A 21,178-nucleotide genomic window follows, 5' to 3' on the forward strand; every position below is an offset into this window, starting at 1 on the left:
CTGTCCTTGTCATTCTTTCTTGTTACGACTTTACCACTGAAAAAGCTTCTTTAGCCACTGTTTTGGTTGACTTTCACAGCCCTTTTTAATGTTTCCACCCTCATCCCAAAGTGGCAGTTTAACTGCACCATCACAATCAAACTCTAAAGCCCCTTCAGAAGTTCGAGTAAAGTTAGCGGTGACAATTCCTGTCGGCCAAGGCAGTAATAACTGCTCGGGTGTTCTCTGTTTGAGATAATCGGCATAAACACGTAACGCACCACTCGAACCAGTAAGCTTAGTCGGCTTATTATCATCACGTCCTAGCCAGATGGTCGTCACTTCACGGCCATCTACGCCCACGAACCAACTGTCTCGGCTGTCATTACTAGTGCCAGTTTTACCAGCTAACCCTGCCCATGCAAACTGACCTTGTAGGAAACGGCCCGTGCCTTCCGACACGCCACGTTTCATTGCATAGGTTGTAAGCCAAGCGGCTTGCTGGTCAACGCTTTGTGATACACGAGGGATCGACTGATACAGAACCTCGCCATCGTTATCAACAACTGAGCGAAGCGCAGACAAAGGTGCTATACGCCCAGAATTGGTAATGGTTTGATACATCTGCGCAACTTGGAACGGAGTCAGTGAGAACGAACCCAAAAACATCGACGGCACTGGGCGAATCTCATTTTTATCGACCCCCAGTTTTCCAATCGTATCCGAGACACTATCAATGCCTAATTGCATGCCTAAACGAACAGTAGGTACGTTGTAAGACTTAGAAAGCGCCACATACAAAGGCACATCGCCACGGAACTTACGATCGAAGTTTCTCGGGCTCCACACGCTACCTTTACTGCCTTTCAAGCTCAGTGGCGTGTCTTTCAATGTTGTCGCCAACGTGTACTTCTGAGGCTGCTCTAGGGCGGTTAAGTAAATTGCAGGCTTGACCAAAGAACCAATTGGGCGACTCGCGTTCAAGGCACGGTTAAAGCCATCGTAGCCAGTACGCTTACCACCGACCATCGCCCGGATTTCACCGGTATTTCTATCCACGGCAATAGCTGCTGCTTCCAGCTTATTACCTGCGGTTTTCGATAAATCAGGCACCTTACGAGCAATCGACTTCTCTAACTTGTCTTGAGATACCGGATCCAGAGAGGTAAAGACTCGAATCCCTTTTTTCGCCTCAAATCGATCGCCGACATACTTCTTAAGCTCAATGTTTACTTGTTGGAAATAAGCGGGCTGACGGCTAGCAATGCGTGGGTTGTCTTGAATATCCAAATCACGACTCGCCGCCTCTTCGTATTGTCGCGGAGTTAAGATGTCTTGTTGCATCAATAAGCGAAGAACCAGATCGCGTCGAGTCTTAGCACGCTCAGGATAGCGAACCGGATTGTAATACGAAGGTCCTTTGACCATGCCGACCAGCAGTGCTAGTTGATCGATTCGGAGTTCTTGAATCGGTTGCCCGAAGTACAAGCGAGATGCTAATCCAAAGCCATGAATCGCTTGCCCACCATTTTGCCCAAGATAAACCTCGTTTAAGTAGGCTTCTAAGATGCGATCTTTGCTGTAACGATGATCCAAGATAAGTGCAATATAGGCTTCGCGAACCTTGCGCCACAATGTGCGCTCGCTAGATAAGAACAGGTTTTTTGCCAATTGTTGCGTCAACGTACTGCCACCTTGTACCGTTCGCCCAGCTTTGACGTTAACGACCATTGCACGAGCGATGGCCAGTGGCGACACACCATCGTGTTGATAGAAGTTTCGGTCTTCGGTTGCCAGTAAGGCATCAACCATCACTTCTGGGAACTGATTGCGTTTTAAGAACAGGCGCTGCTCATCGTTACTTTTCTCAAGCATGCCAAGCATTTTCGGTTCAACACGCAGGTAGCCCATGTCGCCTTTCTTCTCCAGCGACTGAATGCGAGTTAATTCGTTACCATTGAAGTGCAGCATCACATGACGATCCGCTTCCGGTCCATCAACAAACTCGAACGGACGACGAATCATTTCAATCTTGGTCGAAGAAGAAGAGTATTCGCCTGGGTGACGAGGCGCGTTCACCTTACGGTAATTAAGTACATCGAGCTCATTCTTAACCTGAACCAAACTCACCGGAGTTCCCGGAGACAGGTCTAGCACTCGCGCATAAACCACGGTTGGCAAATCAAACAGCTGACCTTCAAAGCGCTGTTTGACCACAGAATCAAGATAAATACCGACGAACAACAGCAATGCCGCAAGCGCTAAGCCCGCTTTCCAAGAAATGCCCCATAGGATCTTCAACCAACCTCTTTTGCCAGATTTCTTAGCCTTAGGTTTGGTCTTTTTCGCAGCCGCTCTTGGTTTTCTTGGCTTGGCTTTGGTCGCTGGTGACTTCTTTGCTGGCGCTTTTTTAGGTGGTGCCTTTTTTGGCGTTAACATTTTGGTCATCATCGATTCAACTGTCGTTTAGTTTTAGTGGTTGCTACATGGTTAGCAGGGTCATCCGGCCAAGGATGTTTTGGGTAACGGCCCTTCATCTCTTTTTGTACTTCTTTGTACGCGCCAGCCCAAAAGCCAGCTAAATCTTGAGTAATTTGTAGTGGTCGCTGTGCTGGAGAAAGGAGCTCAAGCACTACTTTTTTACGCCCTTGCGCGATCAATGGCGAGTCTTGTTCGCCAAAGACTTCCTGCATTCGCACTGAGATCACTGGTTCAGATTGATATTGATAACGAATGGCCTTCTTGCTGCCTGTTGGCATCAGATAGTGCGTTGGCAACCATTGGTCGATTTCTTGATTCAAAGGCCAACCAAGATAAGCCGACAATGCTTGCTCAATCGAAACACTAGACAGTCCTTTTGCCGACTTAATGCCATTCAGATAGGGAGATAGCCACTCATCAAGGTGTTCAATCAAACTCGCATCGTCCATCGCTGGCCAATCATGCTCAGGCATCCAAAGCTCTGCACAGCGTACACGCTCAACCAACTGCTTAGCCGAAGCTGTCCAATTTAAGCGATCCAACCCACATCGAGCGACATAATTGAGCAGCGCTTGGCTCGCCTGATTCGCATCGGGATCAGGTAAAGCTTTGGTGCTGATAATCAACTTGCCCAGAGATACACGCTGCTCAGCAACTAAACGGCCACGTTTCTCATCCCAATCGGCGTAATCGGAACGCACAAACAGTTTTGGAAATTCAGCTTCTAACTGTGCGATATCAACCGCGGTGGCTAAGAAAATCTGACTGGCTCGCCCTGTGCTGCGCATCAAATCAATCACTACGATATAGTTATTGTTCGCCAGTGGATCATCATCACGAACCTCAGCACCGTGGCCATTCGCCAAAAGGAAAGCACTGCTGGTCGCGCTTCTCACTTGTGCAATCCGGTCTGGGAAGGCAAAACAAAGCACTAATGGTAGCAATGATTCGTCAGCTTGTGACAAATCTAAGTGATGATTGAGTTTGCTCGCGAGACTTTTCGCTCGCTGCATCACAACGCTATTTTTGGAATGTTTTCTTTGCTTAAGTCGATGCAAAGAGTGTTGAATATCCGTCACATTGCGCTCCGGCTCTTCCAGCAAAGCAGCAGCAACAATCGCGACATTCAACAGAGCAGGACTACCTTGCTGCGCTTTAACCAACATGCTGGCAATACGAGGCTCTAGACCTAAACGTTGGACCTGTTTTCCTAATGCCGTAAATTGACCATTATCGTCTAACAATTCAAGAGTCTGTAAGAGTTGCTTGGCTTGCCCGATAGAAGCTTTGGGTGGAACGTCTAACCATTGCAGTTCATCAGCACTCGCAGCGCCCCATTGCGTCAATTCAGACACCAGCGAAGACAAATCAGAATGAAGAATTTCAGGTTCTGGTATAGCTGGTTGCTGCATCAGCTGCGTTTCGCTGTACAAACGAACGCACAAGCCCTCTTCAATTCGTCCCGCACGGCCCGCTCGTTGTTCAGCTGAAGATTGCGAGATTTTCACTTGCTCAAGCTTAGTAATACCGGTTTTCAGATCGAACTTCGCCACACGTTCAAGCCCAGAATCAACCACCAATCGAATACCTTCAATCGTCAAAGAAGTCTCAGCAATATTGGTCGCTAACACCACCTTTCGACGCCCTTTCTCTGATGGCGCGATCGCTTTCTGCTGTTGAGAAAAGCTGAGTTGCCCATACAGAGGACACACATCGATATCATTGGCGAATTGTTCTAGTTGAGATTCCACCTGCTTAATCGCAGAAACGCCCGGCAAAAAGGCCAGAAGTGAGCCTGACTCTTTCTCCATCAGAGAGCGAATCACGTTAGCCATTTTAGGGGCTAGATATTCATTTGCGTTAAGAGGCTGATAACGGAAATCGACCGGAAAGGTGCGACCTTGTGATTCAACGTATTTGGCATTCGGCAGCAAAGTTTGCAGAGCTTGTTGATCTAAAGTTGCCGACATCACTACCACTTTCAGATCGTCACGCAACGCCTCTTGGATCTCTAAGCTAAACGCCAATGCGGTATCGGCGTGAATACTGCGCTCGTGAAATTCATCAAAGATCACCATATCAACCCCAGTTAATTCAGGGTCGGTTTGGATCATTCTTGTCATGATCCCTTCAGTAACAATCTCTAAGCGAGTCGCACTGCTGCTTTTAGATTCACCACGAACTCTAAAGCCAATGCTCTCTCCCACCTTTTCTCCCAATTGGCTCGCTAAGTAAGTAGCAATATTCCTTGCAGCCAAACGCCTCGGTTCAAGCATGATGATTTTGCCTTGAACGGCGTTGGTCTTAACTAACTGTAAAGGGAAGAATGTTGACTTACCCGCACCGGGAGCGGCCTTTAGAATAAGTTGAGTGTGTGTTTCTACGCCAGCGAGCAGATCTGGCATCACAGCTTCTATGGGCAGTTGTGGCAATGGGAGAACCTTGTGGTGTAATGTTGGCAACATTGTACATAAAAACCTACCTGTCTAAATAAGTAATATGCACTTCAATCCTCCATTAGAGCCAGCGACTCTTATTAAACGCTATAAACGCTTTCTCACTGACATCCAACTTCCAGACGGTAGCGAGCGCACTATCCACTGCGCTAACACTGGAGCGATGACAGGATGTGCGACTCCTGGCAATACGGTGTGGTACTCAACCTCCGATAATGCAAAGAGAAAGTACCCAAACAGCTGGGAGATCTCAGAAACAGACAAAGGTCATCGTATTTGTGTAAATACTGCGCGGGCAAACCAGCTAGCAGTGGAAGCAATTGAAAATGGGACTATAGTTGAACTCTTAGGTTATAACGCGTTACGAACCGAAGTGAAATATGGCAGTGAGAATAGTCGCATTGATATTCTGCTTGAAGATAACGAAAAGCCGCCTTGCTATATCGAAGTGAAAAGCGTCACTTTGCTCGACGAGCAAGAAACGTCAACTAAAGGGCAAGGTTTTTTCCCTGATGCGGTCACAACCAGAGGCCAAAAACATCTGCGTGAACTCACAGAAATGGTCGAATCTGGAAATAGAGCCGTACTTTTATTCACTGTTTTACATTCAGGTATTGAAAAAGTGTCTGCGGCACACCATATAGACGCCAAATATTCGTTATTACTAAAACAAGCACAAGACGCTGGAGTTCAAGTGCTTTGCTATAAAGCAGAGCTCAGCAGTACTCAAATACAACTAAAACAAGCTGTTGAATTTATCAATAGCTAGGCAAAGATGCTGAACTAATCACATTGATTGCAAGTTTGAATAAGAGTATTTGCCACCATTCGTTCTTTCTGCTATAGATACCCGCCTTAAAATTAGCTGCTTTGCAGTTGACTAGGTGTAAATAGGAGATGCTGTATGCCAGAATCTAAGAAAAAAGCGCTAGGCATCCTAGCCATCGCAGGTGTTGAACCGTACCAAGAGAAGCCAGGTGAAGAGTACATGTCACCTGAGCAAACGGAACATTTTACAAAAATTTTAGCAGCTTGGCGCAACCAGCTCAGGGAAGAAGTTGATCGTACTGTGCACCACATGCAGGACGAAGCAGCGAATTTCCCAGACCCAGTTGACCGTGCTTCTCAAGAAGAAGAATTCAGCCTAGAGTTACGTAACCGTGACCGTGAGCGTCGTCTTATCAAAAAAATTGAGAAGACATTAGACAAGATCGAAGAAGACGATTTCGGCTTCTGTGATTCTTGCGGTATCGAGATTGGCATTCGTCGCCTTGAAGCTCGTCCAACTGCTGATCTTTGTATTGACTGTAAAACACTTGCAGAGATCAAAGAAAAACAGATGCAAGGTTAATTCTTGCAGATGTAAAGAAAGGGAGCCTTGGCTCCCTTTTTTGTTTGTTATCCAAGCGAAGTATTTCACACGCTTGATAGTAAATAGCAGCTTTAAGCCTTAGTTCTATACATCAAACCTTGTTCTATAGATTGAAGCTTAGTTCTAGGCATTAAAGCTCTTGTCAAACGTCTTAAGAATCGGCTACTGCGGTACCATTTAGATTAGGTTGTTCACTCATGAATTATATCGGGCGCTTTGCACCATCACCGTCAGGTCCTCTTCATTTTGGCTCACTTGTTGCTGCTCTTGGTAGCTACTTTCAAGCGAAATCTAACCAAGGAAAATGGTTAGTTCGTATGGAAGACCTCGACCCACCAAGAGAAATGGCCGGCGCTGCAGACCTCATTCTTAAGACGCTTGAGGCTTACCATCTATTCTGGGATGGTGAAGTCGTCTATCAAAGCCAACGTCATGACTTGTATCAAGCTCAAATCGATCAATGGGTTGCTGACAATCAAGCCTACTACTGCCAATGCACCCGCAAGCAGATAAAGGCTTTGGGCGGCTTTTACAATGGTCACTGTCGAGATGTAGGCCTAATCGATTCAGGTGAACAGGCGGTGCGCTTGTGCATGGACTTTCCAGTGGAGTCCTTTGATGATGTTCGCCACGGCACCATTCAAATCCCTAAAGCACTAGCTGAAGAAGATTTTATTATTAAACGCAGAGATGGATTGTTTGCCTATAACTTGGCCGTTGTTCTTGATGACATCGACCAAGGAGTAACAGAAGTCGTAAGAGGCGCAGACCTGATAGAACCAACAGGTCGACAAATCAGTTTGTATAAGACGCTCAAGCAAAAAACAGTGAGCTACTTGCACTTACCATTGGCAACCGATGGCTTGGGGAATAAACTGTCAAAACAGAACCATGCCACCGCGATAGATCTAGACAACCCAAAACCAACGTTACTCAACGCGATGCGATTCTTAGGTTTTGATATCCCGACGGCTCTTTGTGAGGCTTCAATGGATGAGATTTTATTGTGGGGCTGCCAGCAATGGAACGTCAGTCAGTTACCTGATAGTTTACAAAAAGAGCACTGTAATTAGCTCGAAACTCACGGCAAATAGCAAAAACGACACATAAAAATGCCATAACCAACCAATGTGGTTAAGCAGACGATGTTCTCAAATGGCTCGCGCTAAGCTATTATTAGCCGCAATTAAACTCTGCACTACCACTTTGGACTAAGAGAAAAACAAAGTTGGCGATACCTACTTTGTTCTAAACTAATGAATACAAACGACAATACCCCAAGCGAACAACGCGGATTCCACGAATTAGCTCTGAATATTTATACTCGTCAAGAGCACAATATTTCACGCAAGCAGATCAGCGACAACGCACTAAAAGTGCTATATCGCCTGAATGGTGCGGGTTTTGACGCATTTCTAGTCGGTGGTGGTGTGCGCGATATCTTATTAGGCTCTCAGCCAAAAGATTTTGATATTGCGACCAACGCAACGCCAGAGCAAATCAAACACCTCTTCAGAAACTGTCGTCTTATCGGTCGCCGTTTCCGCTTGGCACATATCATGTTTGGTCGCGACATCATTGAAGTGGCAACTTTCCGTGGTCACCACCAAGAACCATCGAAGAACGTTTCTGCACAATCGAAAGAAGGCATGCTACTTCGCGATAACGTGTACGGCAGTGTTGATGAAGATGCAGAGCGTCGTGATTTCACAATCAACGCGATGTACTACAACATTGCAGACTACAGCATCCACGATTACGCGGGTGGTGTAGAAGATTTAGAAGATAAACTGATCCGCCTGATTGGCGATCCAGAAACGCGTTACCGCGAAGACCCAGTGCGTATGCTACGTGCAATGCGCTTCGCCGCTAAACTGGATTTCGACATCGAAGAAGACACGGCTGACCCGATTGAAGAGTTAGCTCACCTTCTAAGAGATATCCCAGCAGCGCGCCTTTACGAAGAGTCTCTAAAATTACTGCAATCAGGTCACGGTTTAGAAACCTACCACCTGATGCGCGAGTACAACCTGTTCCAACAGATGTTCCCAGCAGTAGCTGAGCACTTCACAGAAGATTACGACTCTCACACAGAGCAGATGCTTGATTTGGTTCTTGATTCAACCGACCTTCGCATCGAAGATGGTAAGCGAGTAAACCCAGCATTCATGTTCGCAGCGATGCTTTGGTACCCAATGAACAAGCTGGCAGACAAACTTGTCGCTGAACAGGGTATGGCACACTACGATGCGATCATGGAAGCGAGTAACATCATTCTAGATCAGCAAGTAAAGTCTATTGGTATTCCTCGTCGTCACACAGCAACCATTCGCGAAGTTTGGCAACTGCAACTTCGACTGCCTCGTCGCAACGGTAAACGCGCTGTTCGTCTAATGGAATTAAACAAATTCCGTGCAGGCTACGATTTCCTAGAAATGCGTGGTGAGATTGAAGGTGGCGAAACCAAAGAGTTAGCAAAATGGTGGGAGCGTTATCAGACTGCAGGTCGTAACATGCGTCAAGCAATGGCTAACGACGTTGCAGCACCATCAAAGTCAGGCCATCGTCGCCGTAAGACTTACCGAAACAAAAAGAGTAAGCAATCAGAATGATAACTGCTTACATTGCGGTCGGCAGCAACCTTGCCGACCCAGTTAGCCAAGCAAATTTGGCTATCGAAACGCTAAAAAGCCTACCGCGATCAACGTTTATTGCGACCTCTCAGCTATATAGTAGCACTCCAATGGGACCGCAAAATCAACCAGACTACATCAACGCGGTAGTCGCTATCCAAACCGAATTAACGCCAATTGAACTGCTTGATTGCACTCAAAAGATCGAACTAGAGCAAGGGCGCGTCCGTAAAGACGAACGTTGGGGACCAAGAACCTTGGATCTCGACATTGTGCTATACGGCAATGAGGTGATCGATTCAGAGCGCTTAATCGTTCCTCATTATGGAATGAAAGAACGAGAGTTTGTACTCTACCCGCTTGCTGAAATCGCACCAAGTTTACAACTCCCTGATGGGACTGAGCTGACAGAACTACTGAAAATAGTAGATAAGAACGGGCTCAATGTTTGGCAACAATAGCCAAGCGCATTAAGGAAAACCAATGAAAAAAGTAACCATTAACGACCTGATCAAATGCAAACGTGAAGGCCGTAAATTTGCGACTTCGACAGCTTATGATGCGAGCTTTGCTCAATTATTCGAAAGCCAAGAAATGCCAGTTCTGCTTGTCGGTGATTCACTGGGTATGGTTTTACAAGGCCATAACGATACATTACCAGTAACCGTTGAAGACATTGCTTACCATACTCGCTCAGTGCGTGCTGGTAGCCCAAATTGTCTTCTTATGGCTGACATGCCTTTCATGAGCTACGCGACGCCAGAACAAGCTTGTGAGAGCGCAGCGACTTTGATGCGTGCTGGTGCGAACATGGTAAAAATCGAAGGCGGAAGCTGGTTGGTTGATACTGTGAAGATGCTAACAGAACGTGCAGTACCAGTATGTGCACACTTAGGCTTGACGCCCCAGTCTGTGAACATTTTTGGTGGTTACAAGATTCAAGGTCGTGACGACGAGCAAGCCGACAAAATGGTTGCTGACGCGTTAGCACTGCAAAACGCAGGCGCTCAAATCGTTCTACTTGAATGTGTGCCAGCTTCATTGGCAAAACGAATTACAGAAGCTTGTGACGTACCGGTTATCGGTATCGGCGCAGGTAATGTTACCGATGGTCAGATCTTGGTTATGCATGACATGTTCGGTATTTCTGCGAACTACATGCCGAAGTTCTCTAAGAACTTCCTAGCAGAAACAGGTGATATGCGTAAGGCAGTAGCTCTATACAAAGAAGAAGTAGAGAGCGCGCGCTTCCCTGATGAAGCTCATACAATCGCTTAGGAGTAAGTATGCAAACTTTTGCTGAAATAGCGGCTCTTCGTGAGCAGATTAAACAGTTTAAGCGTGATGGACGTACGGTTGCTTTTGTACCGACAATGGGAAACCTGCATGAAGGCCACCTGACTCTGGTAAAGAAAGCTCGTGAACTGGCCGACATCGTTGTGGTAAGCATCTTTGTAAACCCAATGCAGTTTGACCGTGCAGACGACCTAAACAACTACCCTCGAACGTTAGAAGCAGATTTAAGCAAACTAACAGGTGAAGGGGTTGAGCTAGTATTTACACCAACGCCAGAGGTGATGTACCCAGATGGATTAGACAAGCAGACGTTTGTTGAGGTCCCTGGCATATCTCACATGCTTGAAGGTGCCTCTCGTCCAGGTCACTTCCGTGGTGTATCAACCATTGTCACTAAACTGTTTAATATCGTTCAGCCAGACTTTGCATGCTTCGGCGAGAAAGACTTTCAGCAACTTGCTGTTATTCGCCAGATGACCACTGATTTAGCATTAGACATTGAAGTTGTCGGCGTTGCGACCGTTCGTGAAATGGATGGTTTGGCAATGAGCTCTCGCAATAGCAACCTAACGATTGACGAGCGCCAACGAGCGCCCGTTTTAGCGCGTACTATGCGCTGGATCAGCAGCGCTATTCGTGGTGGTCGCGATGATTACGCATCAGTGATTGAAGATGCTACTGACCAGCTACGCGCTGCAGATCTTCAACCTGACGAAATCTTCATTTGTGATGCTAAAACTCTGCAAGCGATCACTTCAGAATCAACTCAAGCAGTGATTCTAATGTCGGCTTTCCTAGGTAAGACGCGTCTTATCGATAACCAAGTTCTCGATTTGGTAACGGAAACCAAAGAAGAAGTGAAAGAAGAAACGACTGAATAGTCGGCTTCTGCTCTTAACGCAAAACAAAAAAAAGGTCGATGTTATATCGACCTTTTTCTTTACCTGTTACTTAGATGAACCAAAGGTTAGCTACGTAAGCCAATACCCTTTGTCACTAGGTAGTGTGCAATGCCATACAACAGCACGATAAACATACCTAGTACGCCAAACGACGTCACGATCCCCACATCAGACACACCCAAGAAGCCATATCTGAACGCGTTAACCATGTACACGATAGGGTTCAACTTCGATACACCTTGCCAGAATTCAGGCAATAGACTGATCGAGTAGAACACACCACCAAGGTACGTCAGCGGCGTTAAGATAAAGGTTGGGATAATAGAGATATCATCAAACGTGCGTGCGAATACCGCGTTAATCAAGCCACCCAAAGCGAATACTACCGACGTTAAAAATACCGTCGCAATGATCACGCCCCAATGGTCAACTTGTAAGTCGACAAAGAACAACGACACGAAGGTTACTATGGTACCCACTAACAATCCACGAACCACACCACCCATTACGAAGCCGGCGATAATCACGTAGTTAGGAACAGGCGCTACAAGCAGCTCTTCAATGTTCTTCTGGAACTTGGCACTAAAGAACGATGAAGCAACGTTGGAATATGAGTTGGTGATCACCGACATCATGATCAGACCGGGAACAATGTATTCCATGTAGCTAAAGCCGTTCATTTCACCAATACGCGCACCAATCAGGTTACCGAAGATGATGAAGTAAAGCGTCATGGTAATCGCTGGCGGCACCAGAGTCTGCACCCAGATACGAGTAAAGCGATTGATCTCTTTGGTCAACAAACTGCAGAAAGCGGTCCAATATAGGCTGTACATATTATTTACTCCCCTCACGGACGATACTCACAAATAGCTCTTCTAGACGGTTTGCTTTGTTACGCATAGAGAGGACTTTAACCTGTTGCTCGCTCAATTGAGCAAAGATGGTATTCAAACCTAGGTTCTTGTCGATTTCGATTTCTAGCGAGCCATTGACCATCACTTGGCTATTCACGCCTTCAAGCTTAGGTTCAGTCGTGCCCTCTTCCAGATCCAGAATAAAGGTCTCAGCACTCAATTTGCCCAACAGCGCTTTCATTGTTGTGTTCTCAATCAGCTCACCGCGATTGATGATACCAATGTTGCGACACAGCATTTCTGCTTCTTCTAGGTAGTGCGTGGTCAAGATAATGGTAATGCCCTGCTTCTCATTGATCTCTTTTAGGAATTCCCACATTGAACGACGTAGTTCAATATCAACGCCTGCTGTCGGTTCATCAAGGATCAACAAATGAGGTTCATGCATCAATGCACGCGCGATCATCAAACGACGCTTCATACCACCAGACAAGTTACGCGCGCGTTCGCCACGCTTTTCCCACAGATCGAGTTGAGATAGGTACTTTTTCGCTCGCTCTTTCGCTAATGCTTTTGGCACGCCGTAATAACCCGCTTGTTGCAGCACGATCTGTTCAACGGTTTCAAACGGGTTAAAGTTAAACTCTTGAGGCACAAGGCCTAAGTTCTGCTTCGCCAATTCCAGATCGGTATCAATGTCGTAGCCGAACACTTTAACCTTGCCTGACGTTTTATTTACCAGTGAAGAGATAACACCAATGGTGGTTGATTTACCCGCACCATTGGGACCAAGTAGTGCGTAAAAGTCGCCTTTTTCTACTTGTAAACTAACGCCCTTAAGAGCCTCGAAGCCCCCAGCATAAGTTTTTCTTAATTGCTCAATTTCTAATGCATACATAGAGATAGACTGCCATTTGCTATAGATAAGATGTAGACGACCGAGCTTGAGGAAGAGAGTAATGCTTAAAACGAGCTAGCAGAAAACTAACCCAAACTTGTTAACTCGGTCATTTTGCAAACAAGTTTATCGTTGATTGACGATTAATACAAATATCGTGTGAGAGTTTCTGTCGAAAACAAATAAGCGTCTTGGCTACGTGAAGACTAAATCAACGTTCAATAAATATAAAAATGCCGCTAAGTGATTCACTTAACGGCATTAATGATCAGTCTTGACGTGAGCGTCTATAGCTTATTCATATTAGATTATTCATATCAGGTCATTCATATCAGCTTATTACTGAAAAATTAAACTGACTCAAATTGATGCTCATCTCTGTCGACATAGCTTGTTGCTGCCGTCAGGGCTTCATATCTGAATCGATAAGTGTTGGATTCAGGTACTAGGTCAATCACGTGGAACTTCTCTAGTTGTTGACGAGTATTCTCATTAGGACACAGCAGATACACCTCACACTGCGCATCCAATGCATCTTTAATCGCATTCTCTAGCGCTAGGCCAACAGTGACATCAATCATAGGTACATCTGTCAGGTCTAGAATCATCGCTTCATAGTCAGAGATACTTGAGTGCTGACGTGAAATCGCCTTTGAAACGCTGAATATCATCGGCCCTGATAGGTAGAAGAATAGCACCTTACCATTGGCACTATCGAGTAACTGACGTTCGCTATCAGTCAATGGGATATCGTCTTCATCATCACCATCACTGATCGCCTTAACTTGTCTGGCTTGCTCTCGGCTTAATCTTTCAATAATCAGAATATTCGAGATAAACACACCCAGTCCAACGGCAATAATCAAGTCAACAAACACAGTCAATAGCATCACGCCGTACATCACGCCCATGCCGGCATAGCTAACCTTGTGCGCGCGCTGGATAAAGCTCCAATCTAGGATATTGAAACCAACATACATCGCGATACCAGCCAGCACTGCCATAGGAATCGGTTCTGTTAAACCACCTGCAACCAATACCACGAGCGCAAGTACTAAAGCTCGAATAACACCTGAAAGCGGAGAACGCGCTCCCACCTGAATATTGGTTACAGTCCCCATAGTGGCACCCGCGCCAGGTAGTGCACCAAACAGGCCAGAGATCATATTGGCAATGCCTTGGCCACGAAGCTCTTTGTCTGAGTCATGCTCTTTACGAGTCAATGAATCTCCGATAACCGCGGTCAAAAGCGTATCAATACAACCTAATGTACCAAGCACCAAGGCATCGATAACCATAGTAGTAAACTGTTCAGCGCTGATCGTAGGGATAACGAGGGAAGGTAAACCAGCTGGGATTTCACCAATACGGCGAATAGAGTCGGTATCAAAAATAATGACGGACAAGAGCGTTACAGCCACTAACGCGACCAGTTGAGCAGGCACATACTTACGATACTTAGCGGGGAAGCCAAAAAGAATACCGAGTGTCAGAGCACCTAGAAATAGCTCACTCACTTTTAAGTTTGCTAGCGTATCAGGTAAAGCAGAGAGCGTGCCCATTACACCACCGGATGGAGCGGCATGCCCTAACAATGGAGACAGCTGCAAGATAATCAGAATAACGCCAATGCCCGACATGAATCCGGAGATCACGCTATATGGCATCAAAGTGACGTATTTTCCTAGCTTTAACGTACCAAGTAATATCTGGAATGCACCGGCCATCATCACGACAGTAAAGGTCATTGCCATACCCGTTTCAGGATATTTAGCAACCATACTCGTCATTACGGCAGTCATGATCACCGTCATCGGGCCGGTAGGTTCAGAAATCAAACTACTCGAACCGCCAAACAATGCTGCAAATAGGCCAACCATAATGGCGCCCCACAAGCCAGCTTCAGCTCCCGCGCCAGAAGCAACACCAAATGCCAATGCTAAAGGTAACGAGATGATGGCTGTAGTTACACCGCCAAACATATCCCCTTTGAGATTGATATCCGTAAAACGACTTCCAAACAAAACACACCTTCCTGATGATGAAATGACAAACCTTATCACTTTAGCAAATGTATCAAGTGTTCAGAAAGTGTTAATTCAATCACATTATTCATGTCTTATAACCGGATTATTGATAGTGGGCTAAGTTTATGATTTTCCGTACTAGAACACGTCAGATGAGTACATTTTGACGCAGTTTTTACGAGATTGAATTTGTAACATTGTGTATAGTTAAGCATCTTAATTGAGGGATGTAAGAAGCAAGATGCCAGAAATAAAACAGCTTTTTGAGAACAATTCCAAATGGTCTGAAGAAATTCGCTCTGAAAGACCTGAGTATTTTACAACGCTTGAAGAGGGTCAAAGCCCTGGTTTTCTATGGATAGGTTGTTCAGATAGCCGAGTTCCAGCCGAGCGCCTGACTGGCTTATATTCTGGAGAACTGTTTGTTCACCGAAACGTGGCCAACCAAGTGGTTCATACAGACCTAAACTGTCTATCTGTTGTTCAGTACGCAGTAGATGTGCTTAAAGTGAAACACATTATTGTCTGTGGTCACTACGGTTGTGGCGGTGTTAACGCGGCGATTGATAACCCTAAACTTGGTCTTATCAATAACTGGTTACTGCACATCCGTGACAATTACCTAAAATACCGCAAGCAAATCGAGGGGCTTCCTCGTGAGCAATGGGGTGACAAGTTATGCGAAATTAACGTCGCAGAACAGGTTTATAACCTAGGTAACTCAACCATTATGCAAAATGCGTGGGAGCGTGGCCAAGACGTTGAAATCCATGGTGTGGTTTATGGTATTGGCGATGGCAAGCTACAGGACCTTGGCGTACGTTGCTCAAGTAACGATACTTTAGAGAACAGTCACTTAGATGCATTAAACAAGATCTTAACGACGCCTCTTCTTAGTCAACAAAGCTAACCCATTCCGTCATATATACAAAAAGCCCGCATCAAGCGGGCTTTTTAATGACTTCTAAACCACAAGCGTAATGATTACTCTTGAGGTACTACCTTACCGATGTACGGTAGGTGACGATATTTTTGTGCGTAGTCGATACCAACACCAACAACAAACTCGTCTGGGATCTCAAAACCAATCCATTTTGTATCGACAGTCACTTCACGGCGAGAAGGCTTGTCTAATAGCGTACAAATTTCGATAGACTTAGGACCACGTAGGCTCAGAATCTCTTTTACTTTAGTCAGCGTGTTACCTGTATCGATAATATCCTCTACAAGTAGAACGTCTTTACCTTGGATATCATCATCAAGATCTTTCAAAATACGAACATCACGTGAGCTTTCCATGCCGTTGCCGTAGCTAGACGCGGTCATGAAATCAACTTGGTGAGTTAAATCGATAGCACGAGCAAGATCTGCCATAAAGACAAAAGATCCACGCAATAAGCCAACTAAAACTAGATCTTCACTACCGTTGTAGTGTTCCGTGATCTGTTTGCCTAGTTCGTTCACTCGATCCTGAACTTCTTGCTCAGAGATCATGACTTCAACTGTATGCTTCATACTGCTCTCATTCTATTTGGTGATTGCGACGAATGTTGACAGTTTCGTCAGTTGTGTCGCTCAATTTTGTGCGTAAGTCTAGCACTGCTCAAATACCCACACCACCTTATGGTTCGAATTTACTGTCAGATTCTCCACGAAATGTGCGCTGGTGCCTTATCCAATACTCGTCTCCTTTCACATCAATGCTGATCACGCTTTATGTATCAAGTTTGATGTAACTGTCTATAAAACAAGCTGAAAGGATTGACCATTCGCATATGCACCATTACACTCATCTTGGCTTAAATAATAATAAAATCATTAATATAAAAATTTCGTTGGCAAGGAAAATAAAATGGACTCAATATCTAAGAGACCTAGAACTAGGCTTTCACCTTTAAAAAGAAAACTTCAATTGATGGAAATCGCTCTTGAGGTATTCTCTCGCCGCGGCATCGGTCGTGGTGGACACGCTGATATTGCAGACATCGCTCAGGTGTCTGTCGCAACGGTATTTAACTACTTCCCAACCCGTGAAGATCTGGTTGATGAAGTACTAAATCACGTTGTACGCCAATTCTCTAACTTCCTTTCAGACAATATCGATCTGGATATTCACGCAAAACAAAACCTACATAATATTGCGACTGAAATGGTGACGTTAGTGGCTCAAGATAGCCATTGGTTAAACGTGTGGTTCGAATGGAGCGCTTCGACTCGTGATGAAGTATGGCCGCTATTCGTAACAACTAACCGCACTAACCAAATGTTAGTACAAAACATGTTTAGCAAAGCGATTGAACGCGGCGAAGTCTGTGACGATCACGACCCTAAACATCTAGCGAATCTATTCCACGGCATTTGCTACTCGCTATTCATCCAAGCGAAACGTGTAGAAACGCCAGAAGAGCTTTCAAGCTTAACGGATAGCTATTTGAACATGCTGTGCATTTATAAGTAGATTCGAGATTCGAGATTCGAGATTCGAGATTCGAGTAAATAATTTAAGGGTTGGCCTAATGGGCCAACCCTTTTTTGTAGAATGGAATGTCTCTTCGCATCCCGAAGCGCAGCGTACTCGCATCTCGGAGTGAAACGTTCCTGCTCTTTTCTTCAGACATAAAAAAACCGCTGACGAATCAGCGGCTTTTAAAAACATTAGCGAGTGGCTAAAGAAGGATTACTTCTTCTTTTTCACTGCTTTCTTATTTGGAAGGTCAGTGATTGAACCTTCGAATACTTCCGCAGCTAGACCAACAGACTCGTGTAGAGTTGGGTGAGCGTGGATAGTAAGTGCGATATCTTCTGCATCACAACCCATTTCGATTGCTAGGCCGATTTCGCCAAGAAGTTCACCACCGTTAGTACCAACAACAGCACCACCGATTACGCGATGAGTATCTTTATCGAAGATCATCTTAGTCACGCCGTCTGCACAGTCAGAAGCGATTGCACGACCAGAAGCAGCCCAAGGGAAAGTAGCAACTTCGTAGTTGATGCCTTCAGCTTTCGCTTCTTTCTCAGTCTTACCTACCCAAGCAACTTCTGGCTCAGTGTACGCAATTGATGGGATTACTTTAGGGTCGAAGTAGTGCTTCTTACCAGAGATAACTTCAGCAGCTACGTGACCTTCATGCACACCTTTGTGAGCAAGCATTGGTTGACCAACAACGTCACCGATCGCGTGGATGTGAGGAACGTTAGTACGCATTTGCTTATCAACATTGATGAAGCCACGCTCATCAACTTCGATACCCGCTTTTTCAGCGTCGATAAGTGCACCGTTTGGAACACGACCGATAGCAACAAGAACAGCATCGTAGCGCTCAGCTTCAGCTGGTGCTTTTTTGCCTTCCATTGAAACGTAGATACCGTCTTCTTTCGCTTCAACAGCAGTCACTTTAGTTTCAAGCATTAGCTTGAACTTGTTCTTAATGCGCTTAGTGAAAACTTTAACGATGTCTTTATCCGCAGCAGGGATAACTTGATCGAACATCTCTACAACTTCAACTTTAGAACCTAGAGAGTGGTAAACCGTACCCATCTCAAGACCAATGATACCGCCGCCCATGATAAGCAGTTTTTCAGGTACTTCGTTTAGTTCTAGTGCATCCGTAGAATCCCAAATACGTGGGTCTTCATGTGGGATGAAAGGAAGTTTGATTGGGCGAGAACCCGCAGCAATGATTGCGTTGTCGAAGTTAACAGTTGTTGCTTCGCCTTCGCCTTCAACAAGAATGCTGTTAGGACCAGTGAACTTACCGAAACCGTTAACAACAGTAACGTTACGCATCTTAGCCATACCGCCAAGACCGCCAGTTAGTTGATCAACTACTTTTTCTTTCCAGATACGGATCTTGTTGATGTCCGTTTGTGGCTCGCCGAATACAACGCCGTGCTCTGCCATCGCTTTAGCTTCTTCAATTACTTTAGAAACGTGAAGAAGTGCTTTTGATGGAATACAACCAACGTTTAGACATACACCACCAAGAGTGCTGTAACGTTCAACTAGTACTGTTTCTAGACCTAAATCCGCACAACGGAATGCCGCTGAGTAACCAGCAGGACCTGAACCAAGTACAACAACTTGGGCTTTAATTTCTTTGCTCATTGTGACCTCTTGTAGTCATTATCCCTAACAGGCTGAGTAGATGTTCTTAAAATTATTGGGCTTTCAAACAGGAAACATTTTACAGAGATGTTAACAGTGTGAAAGTAGCTTTAAGTTAGCCTGTGAGCTAGACAACAATTCCCTATCAGATTATGAGAAATGCAGGAAACTGTTCTCTAAAAATAGTCTTTATATAAAGAATTAAGGTGACCCGAAAGTCACCTTAATAATTACTTTCTCAATTACAGTACTAGACGACGAATGTCAGATAGTGCGCTGTTTAGGAAAGTAATGAAGCGTGCACCTTCAGCACCATCGATCACACGGTGATCGTATGATAGAGACAGTGGAAGCTGTAGACGTGGTTGGAACTCTTTACCATTCCAAACTGGCTTAATTTCAGACTTAGATACACCTAGGATACCTACTTCTGGAGCATTTACGATTGGAGTAAATGCAGTACCGCCAATACCACCAAGGCTAGAGATTGTGAAACAACCGCCTTGCATGTCTGCCGCTGTTAGCTTACCAGAACGTGCTTTCTTAGAAACAGCCATTAGCTCTTCAGATAGCTCGTAAATGCCTTTCTTGTTCACGTCTTTGAAAACAGGAACAACTAGACCGTTTGGTGTATCAACAGCGATACCCACGTTTACGTACTTCTTAAGAATGATGCTTTCGCCATCTTCAGAAAGAGAAGAGTTAAACGCTGGGAATGCTTCTAGCGCTTTAGCAACAGCTTTCATGATGAACACAAGTGGAGTGATCTTCATGCCAGTGTCTTTCTTCGCTTCGATTGCGTTCTGTTCTTTACGGAATGCTTCTAGCTCAGTGATGTCTGCGTTGTCCCATTGTGTAACGTGAGGGATCATTACCCAGTTACGGTGCAGGTTAGCACCAGAGATCTTCTTAATCTTAGAAAGCTTCTGAACTTCAGTTTCGCCGAACTTGCTGAAGTCAACTTTTGGCCATGGTAGTAGACCAAGAGCAGAACCGTCGCCGCCTTTGCCAGATGCAGCTGCACCAGACTCAAGACGCTTAAGTGCATCTTTAACGTAAGACTGAACGTCTTCTTTAAGGATACGGCTCTTACGACCAGTACCTTTAACCTTAGAAAGGTTAACGCCAAATTCACGAGCTAGACGACGAACTACTGGAGAAGCGTGCGCGTAGTCACCGTTCTCTTGGAAGTCGCCAGCCGCTGCAGGTGCTTCTGCTTTAGGAGCAGGTGCCGCCGCTGGAGCTGCTGCTTGTGCAGGTGCTGCAACAGGAGCAGGCGCTGCGCCTTCAACCGGAGTGCCGGCCACGACGAAAGTCATGATTAGAGAGCCAGTTGACACTTTGTCGCCAGCTGCAATCTTGATCTCTTTTACTGTACCAGCGAATGGTGCAGGAACTTCCATTGAAGCTTTGTCGCCTTCAACAGTAATTAGAGATTGCTCTTCTTCTACTGTATCGCCAACCGCTACCATGATTTCAGTAACTTCTACTTCGTCACCACCGATATCAGGAACGTTTACTTCTTTTTCAGCTGGAGCCGCTGCAACTGGTGCAGCCGCTGGAGCAGGAGCTGCTGCAACTGGAGCGCCAGAGCCCGCTACTTCACCTGTTTCTACAGAGAAAATCATTACTAGAGAACCAGTCGATACTGAGTCACCAGAAGCGATCTTGATTTCTTTAACGATACCAGCGAATGGTGCAGGAACTTCCATTGAAGCCTTGTCACCTTCAACAGTAAGAAGAGATTGCTCTTCTTCTACTGCGTCACCGATAGCAACCATGATTTCAGTTACTTCAACTTCATCACCGCCGATGTCAGGAACGTGAACTTCTTTAAGCTCAGCTGCCGCTGCAGGAGCAGCTGCAACTAGTGCCGCCGCTTCAACTGCTGGAGCAGCCGGTGCTGCTGCAGCACCTTCCGCAGGAGAGCCTGCCTCTTCAAAGATCATGATAAGAGAACCAGTAGAAACAGAATCGCCTTCTGCTACTTTGATTTCTTTAACGATACCCGCTTGAGACGCTGGAACTTCCATTGAAGCTTTGTCGCCTTCAACAGTGATCAGTGACTGCTCTTCTTCAACCTTGTCGCCAACGTTTACAAGAATCTCAGTTACTTCAACCTCGTCAGCACCGATGTCTGGTACATTAATTTCGATTGTCATTGTATTT

General features: G+C 45.5%; 17 protein-coding genes. 9 read left to right on the forward strand and 8 right to left on the reverse strand.

The annotated features are described in order from the left end of the window. Nucleotides 1–30: 30 nt before the first annotated feature. Nucleotides 31–2,430 (reverse strand): penicillin-binding protein 1B, encoded by a 2,400-nt coding sequence (gene mrcB, locus ACED41_RS01410; RefSeq protein WP_017063253.1) that lies wholly within the window; start codon nucleotides 2,428–2,430, stop codon nucleotides 31–33. Further along, a complete protein-coding gene (gene hrpB, locus ACED41_RS01415; protein WP_171732439.1) occupies nucleotides 2,427–4,925 on the reverse strand; it encodes an ATP-dependent helicase HrpB in 2,499 nt (832 codons plus the stop codon). Before hrpB ends, mrcB begins: the two co-directional genes overlap by 4 nt. Nucleotides 4,926–4,959: 34 nt before the next feature. Between hrpB and sfsA the strand changes: the two genes are divergently transcribed. The 7 genes from sfsA to panC all read left to right on the forward strand — a co-directional run bounded on the left by sfsA (nucleotide 4,960) and on the right by panC (nucleotide 11,098). Then, nucleotides 4,960–5,685 carry a DNA/RNA nuclease SfsA gene (sfsA, locus tag ACED41_RS01420; protein WP_371724363.1) on the forward strand — a complete coding sequence of 242 codons (726 nt, stop codon included), beginning with the start codon at nucleotides 4,960–4,962 and terminating at the stop codon, nucleotides 5,683–5,685. A 135-nt stretch (nucleotides 5,686–5,820) separates the two neighbouring features. Further along, a complete protein-coding gene (gene dksA, locus ACED41_RS01425; protein ID WP_004738189.1) occupies nucleotides 5,821–6,267 on the forward strand; it encodes an RNA polymerase-binding protein DksA in 447 nt (148 codons plus the stop codon). Nucleotides 6,268–6,485: 218 nt separating this feature from the next. After that, complete coding sequence (gluQRS, locus tag ACED41_RS01430) at nucleotides 6,486–7,361, forward strand: tRNA glutamyl-Q(34) synthetase GluQRS (RefSeq protein WP_102428503.1); 876 nt, start codon at nucleotides 6,486–6,488, stop codon at nucleotides 7,359–7,361. A gap of 183 nt (nucleotides 7,362–7,544) precedes the next feature. Next, a complete protein-coding gene (gene pcnB / locus ACED41_RS01435; protein ID WP_371724364.1) occupies nucleotides 7,545–8,900 on the forward strand; it encodes a polynucleotide adenylyltransferase PcnB in 1,356 nt (451 codons plus the stop codon). Continuing rightward, nucleotides 8,897–9,382, forward strand: a complete 486-nt coding sequence (folK, locus tag ACED41_RS01440; protein ID WP_004735459.1) for a 2-amino-4-hydroxy-6-hydroxymethyldihydropteridine diphosphokinase — start codon at nucleotides 8,897–8,899, stop codon at nucleotides 9,380–9,382. The genes pcnB and folK overlap by 4 nt, the downstream gene beginning before the upstream one ends. A 22-nt stretch (nucleotides 9,383–9,404) precedes the next feature. Continuing rightward, on the forward strand, nucleotides 9,405–10,199 hold the full coding sequence (gene panB, locus ACED41_RS01445; RefSeq protein ID WP_017059433.1) for a 3-methyl-2-oxobutanoate hydroxymethyltransferase: 795 nt from the start codon (nucleotides 9,405–9,407) through the stop codon (nucleotides 10,197–10,199). A gap of 8 nt (nucleotides 10,200–10,207) precedes the next feature. After that, on the forward strand, nucleotides 10,208–11,098 hold the full coding sequence (gene panC, locus ACED41_RS01450; protein WP_017059434.1) for a pantoate--beta-alanine ligase: 891 nt from the start codon (nucleotides 10,208–10,210) through the stop codon (nucleotides 11,096–11,098). 86 nt (nucleotides 11,099–11,184) lie between these two features. Here the strand turns inward: panC and ACED41_RS01455 are convergent, their stop codons facing one another. From ACED41_RS01455 to ACED41_RS01465, 3 genes are all read right to left on the reverse strand, one after another. Then, nucleotides 11,185–11,955, reverse strand: coding sequence for an ABC transporter permease (locus tag ACED41_RS01455; RefSeq protein ID WP_371724365.1), 771 nt, complete (start codon nucleotides 11,953–11,955; stop codon nucleotides 11,185–11,187). A 1-nt stretch (nucleotide 11,956) separates the two neighbouring features. Then, nucleotides 11,957–12,874 (reverse strand): ABC transporter ATP-binding protein, encoded by a 918-nt coding sequence (locus ACED41_RS01460; protein ID WP_017059435.1) that lies wholly within the window; start codon nucleotides 12,872–12,874, stop codon nucleotides 11,957–11,959. Between the two features lie 350 nt (nucleotides 12,875–13,224). Next, on the reverse strand, nucleotides 13,225–14,856 hold the full coding sequence (locus ACED41_RS01465; RefSeq protein WP_017063247.1) for a SulP family inorganic anion transporter: 1,632 nt from the start codon (nucleotides 14,854–14,856) through the stop codon (nucleotides 13,225–13,227). Between the two features lie 286 nt (nucleotides 14,857–15,142). Between ACED41_RS01465 and can the strand changes: the two genes are divergently transcribed. After that, nucleotides 15,143–15,811, forward strand: coding sequence for a carbonate dehydratase (gene can / locus ACED41_RS01470; protein WP_017063246.1), 669 nt, complete (start codon nucleotides 15,143–15,145; stop codon nucleotides 15,809–15,811). 74 nt (nucleotides 15,812–15,885) lie between these two features. Here can and hpt read toward each other — a convergent pair whose 3' ends face one another. Further along, nucleotides 15,886–16,416 (reverse strand): hypoxanthine phosphoribosyltransferase, encoded by a 531-nt coding sequence (gene hpt / locus ACED41_RS01475; protein WP_017059438.1) that lies wholly within the window; start codon nucleotides 16,414–16,416, stop codon nucleotides 15,886–15,888. Between the two features lie 337 nt (nucleotides 16,417–16,753). On the opposite strand from hpt, the gene ACED41_RS01480 reads away from it, so the two are divergent. Next, nucleotides 16,754–17,359, forward strand: a complete 606-nt coding sequence (locus ACED41_RS01480; RefSeq protein ID WP_019824386.1) for a LuxR/HapR/OpaR family quorum-sensing transcriptional regulator — start codon at nucleotides 16,754–16,756, stop codon at nucleotides 17,357–17,359. Nucleotides 17,360–17,578: 219 nt separating this feature from the next. Here the strand turns inward: ACED41_RS01480 and lpdA are convergent, their stop codons facing one another. Both lpdA and aceF read right to left on the reverse strand, forming a co-directional pair. After that, nucleotides 17,579–19,009, reverse strand: a complete 1,431-nt coding sequence (gene lpdA / locus ACED41_RS01485) for a dihydrolipoyl dehydrogenase (RefSeq protein WP_017059440.1) — start codon at nucleotides 19,007–19,009, stop codon at nucleotides 17,579–17,581. A gap of 242 nt (nucleotides 19,010–19,251) precedes the next feature. Continuing rightward, nucleotides 19,252–21,171, reverse strand: coding sequence for a pyruvate dehydrogenase complex dihydrolipoyllysine-residue acetyltransferase (gene aceF, locus ACED41_RS01490; RefSeq protein ID WP_371724366.1), 1,920 nt, complete (start codon nucleotides 21,169–21,171; stop codon nucleotides 19,252–19,254). Between the last annotated feature and the right edge of the window lie 7 nt (nucleotides 21,172–21,178).

This window comes from Vibrio sp. 1F255 (assembly GCF_041439145.1).
GTDB lineage: Bacteria > Pseudomonadota > Gammaproteobacteria > Enterobacterales > Vibrionaceae > Vibrio > Vibrio crassostreae_C.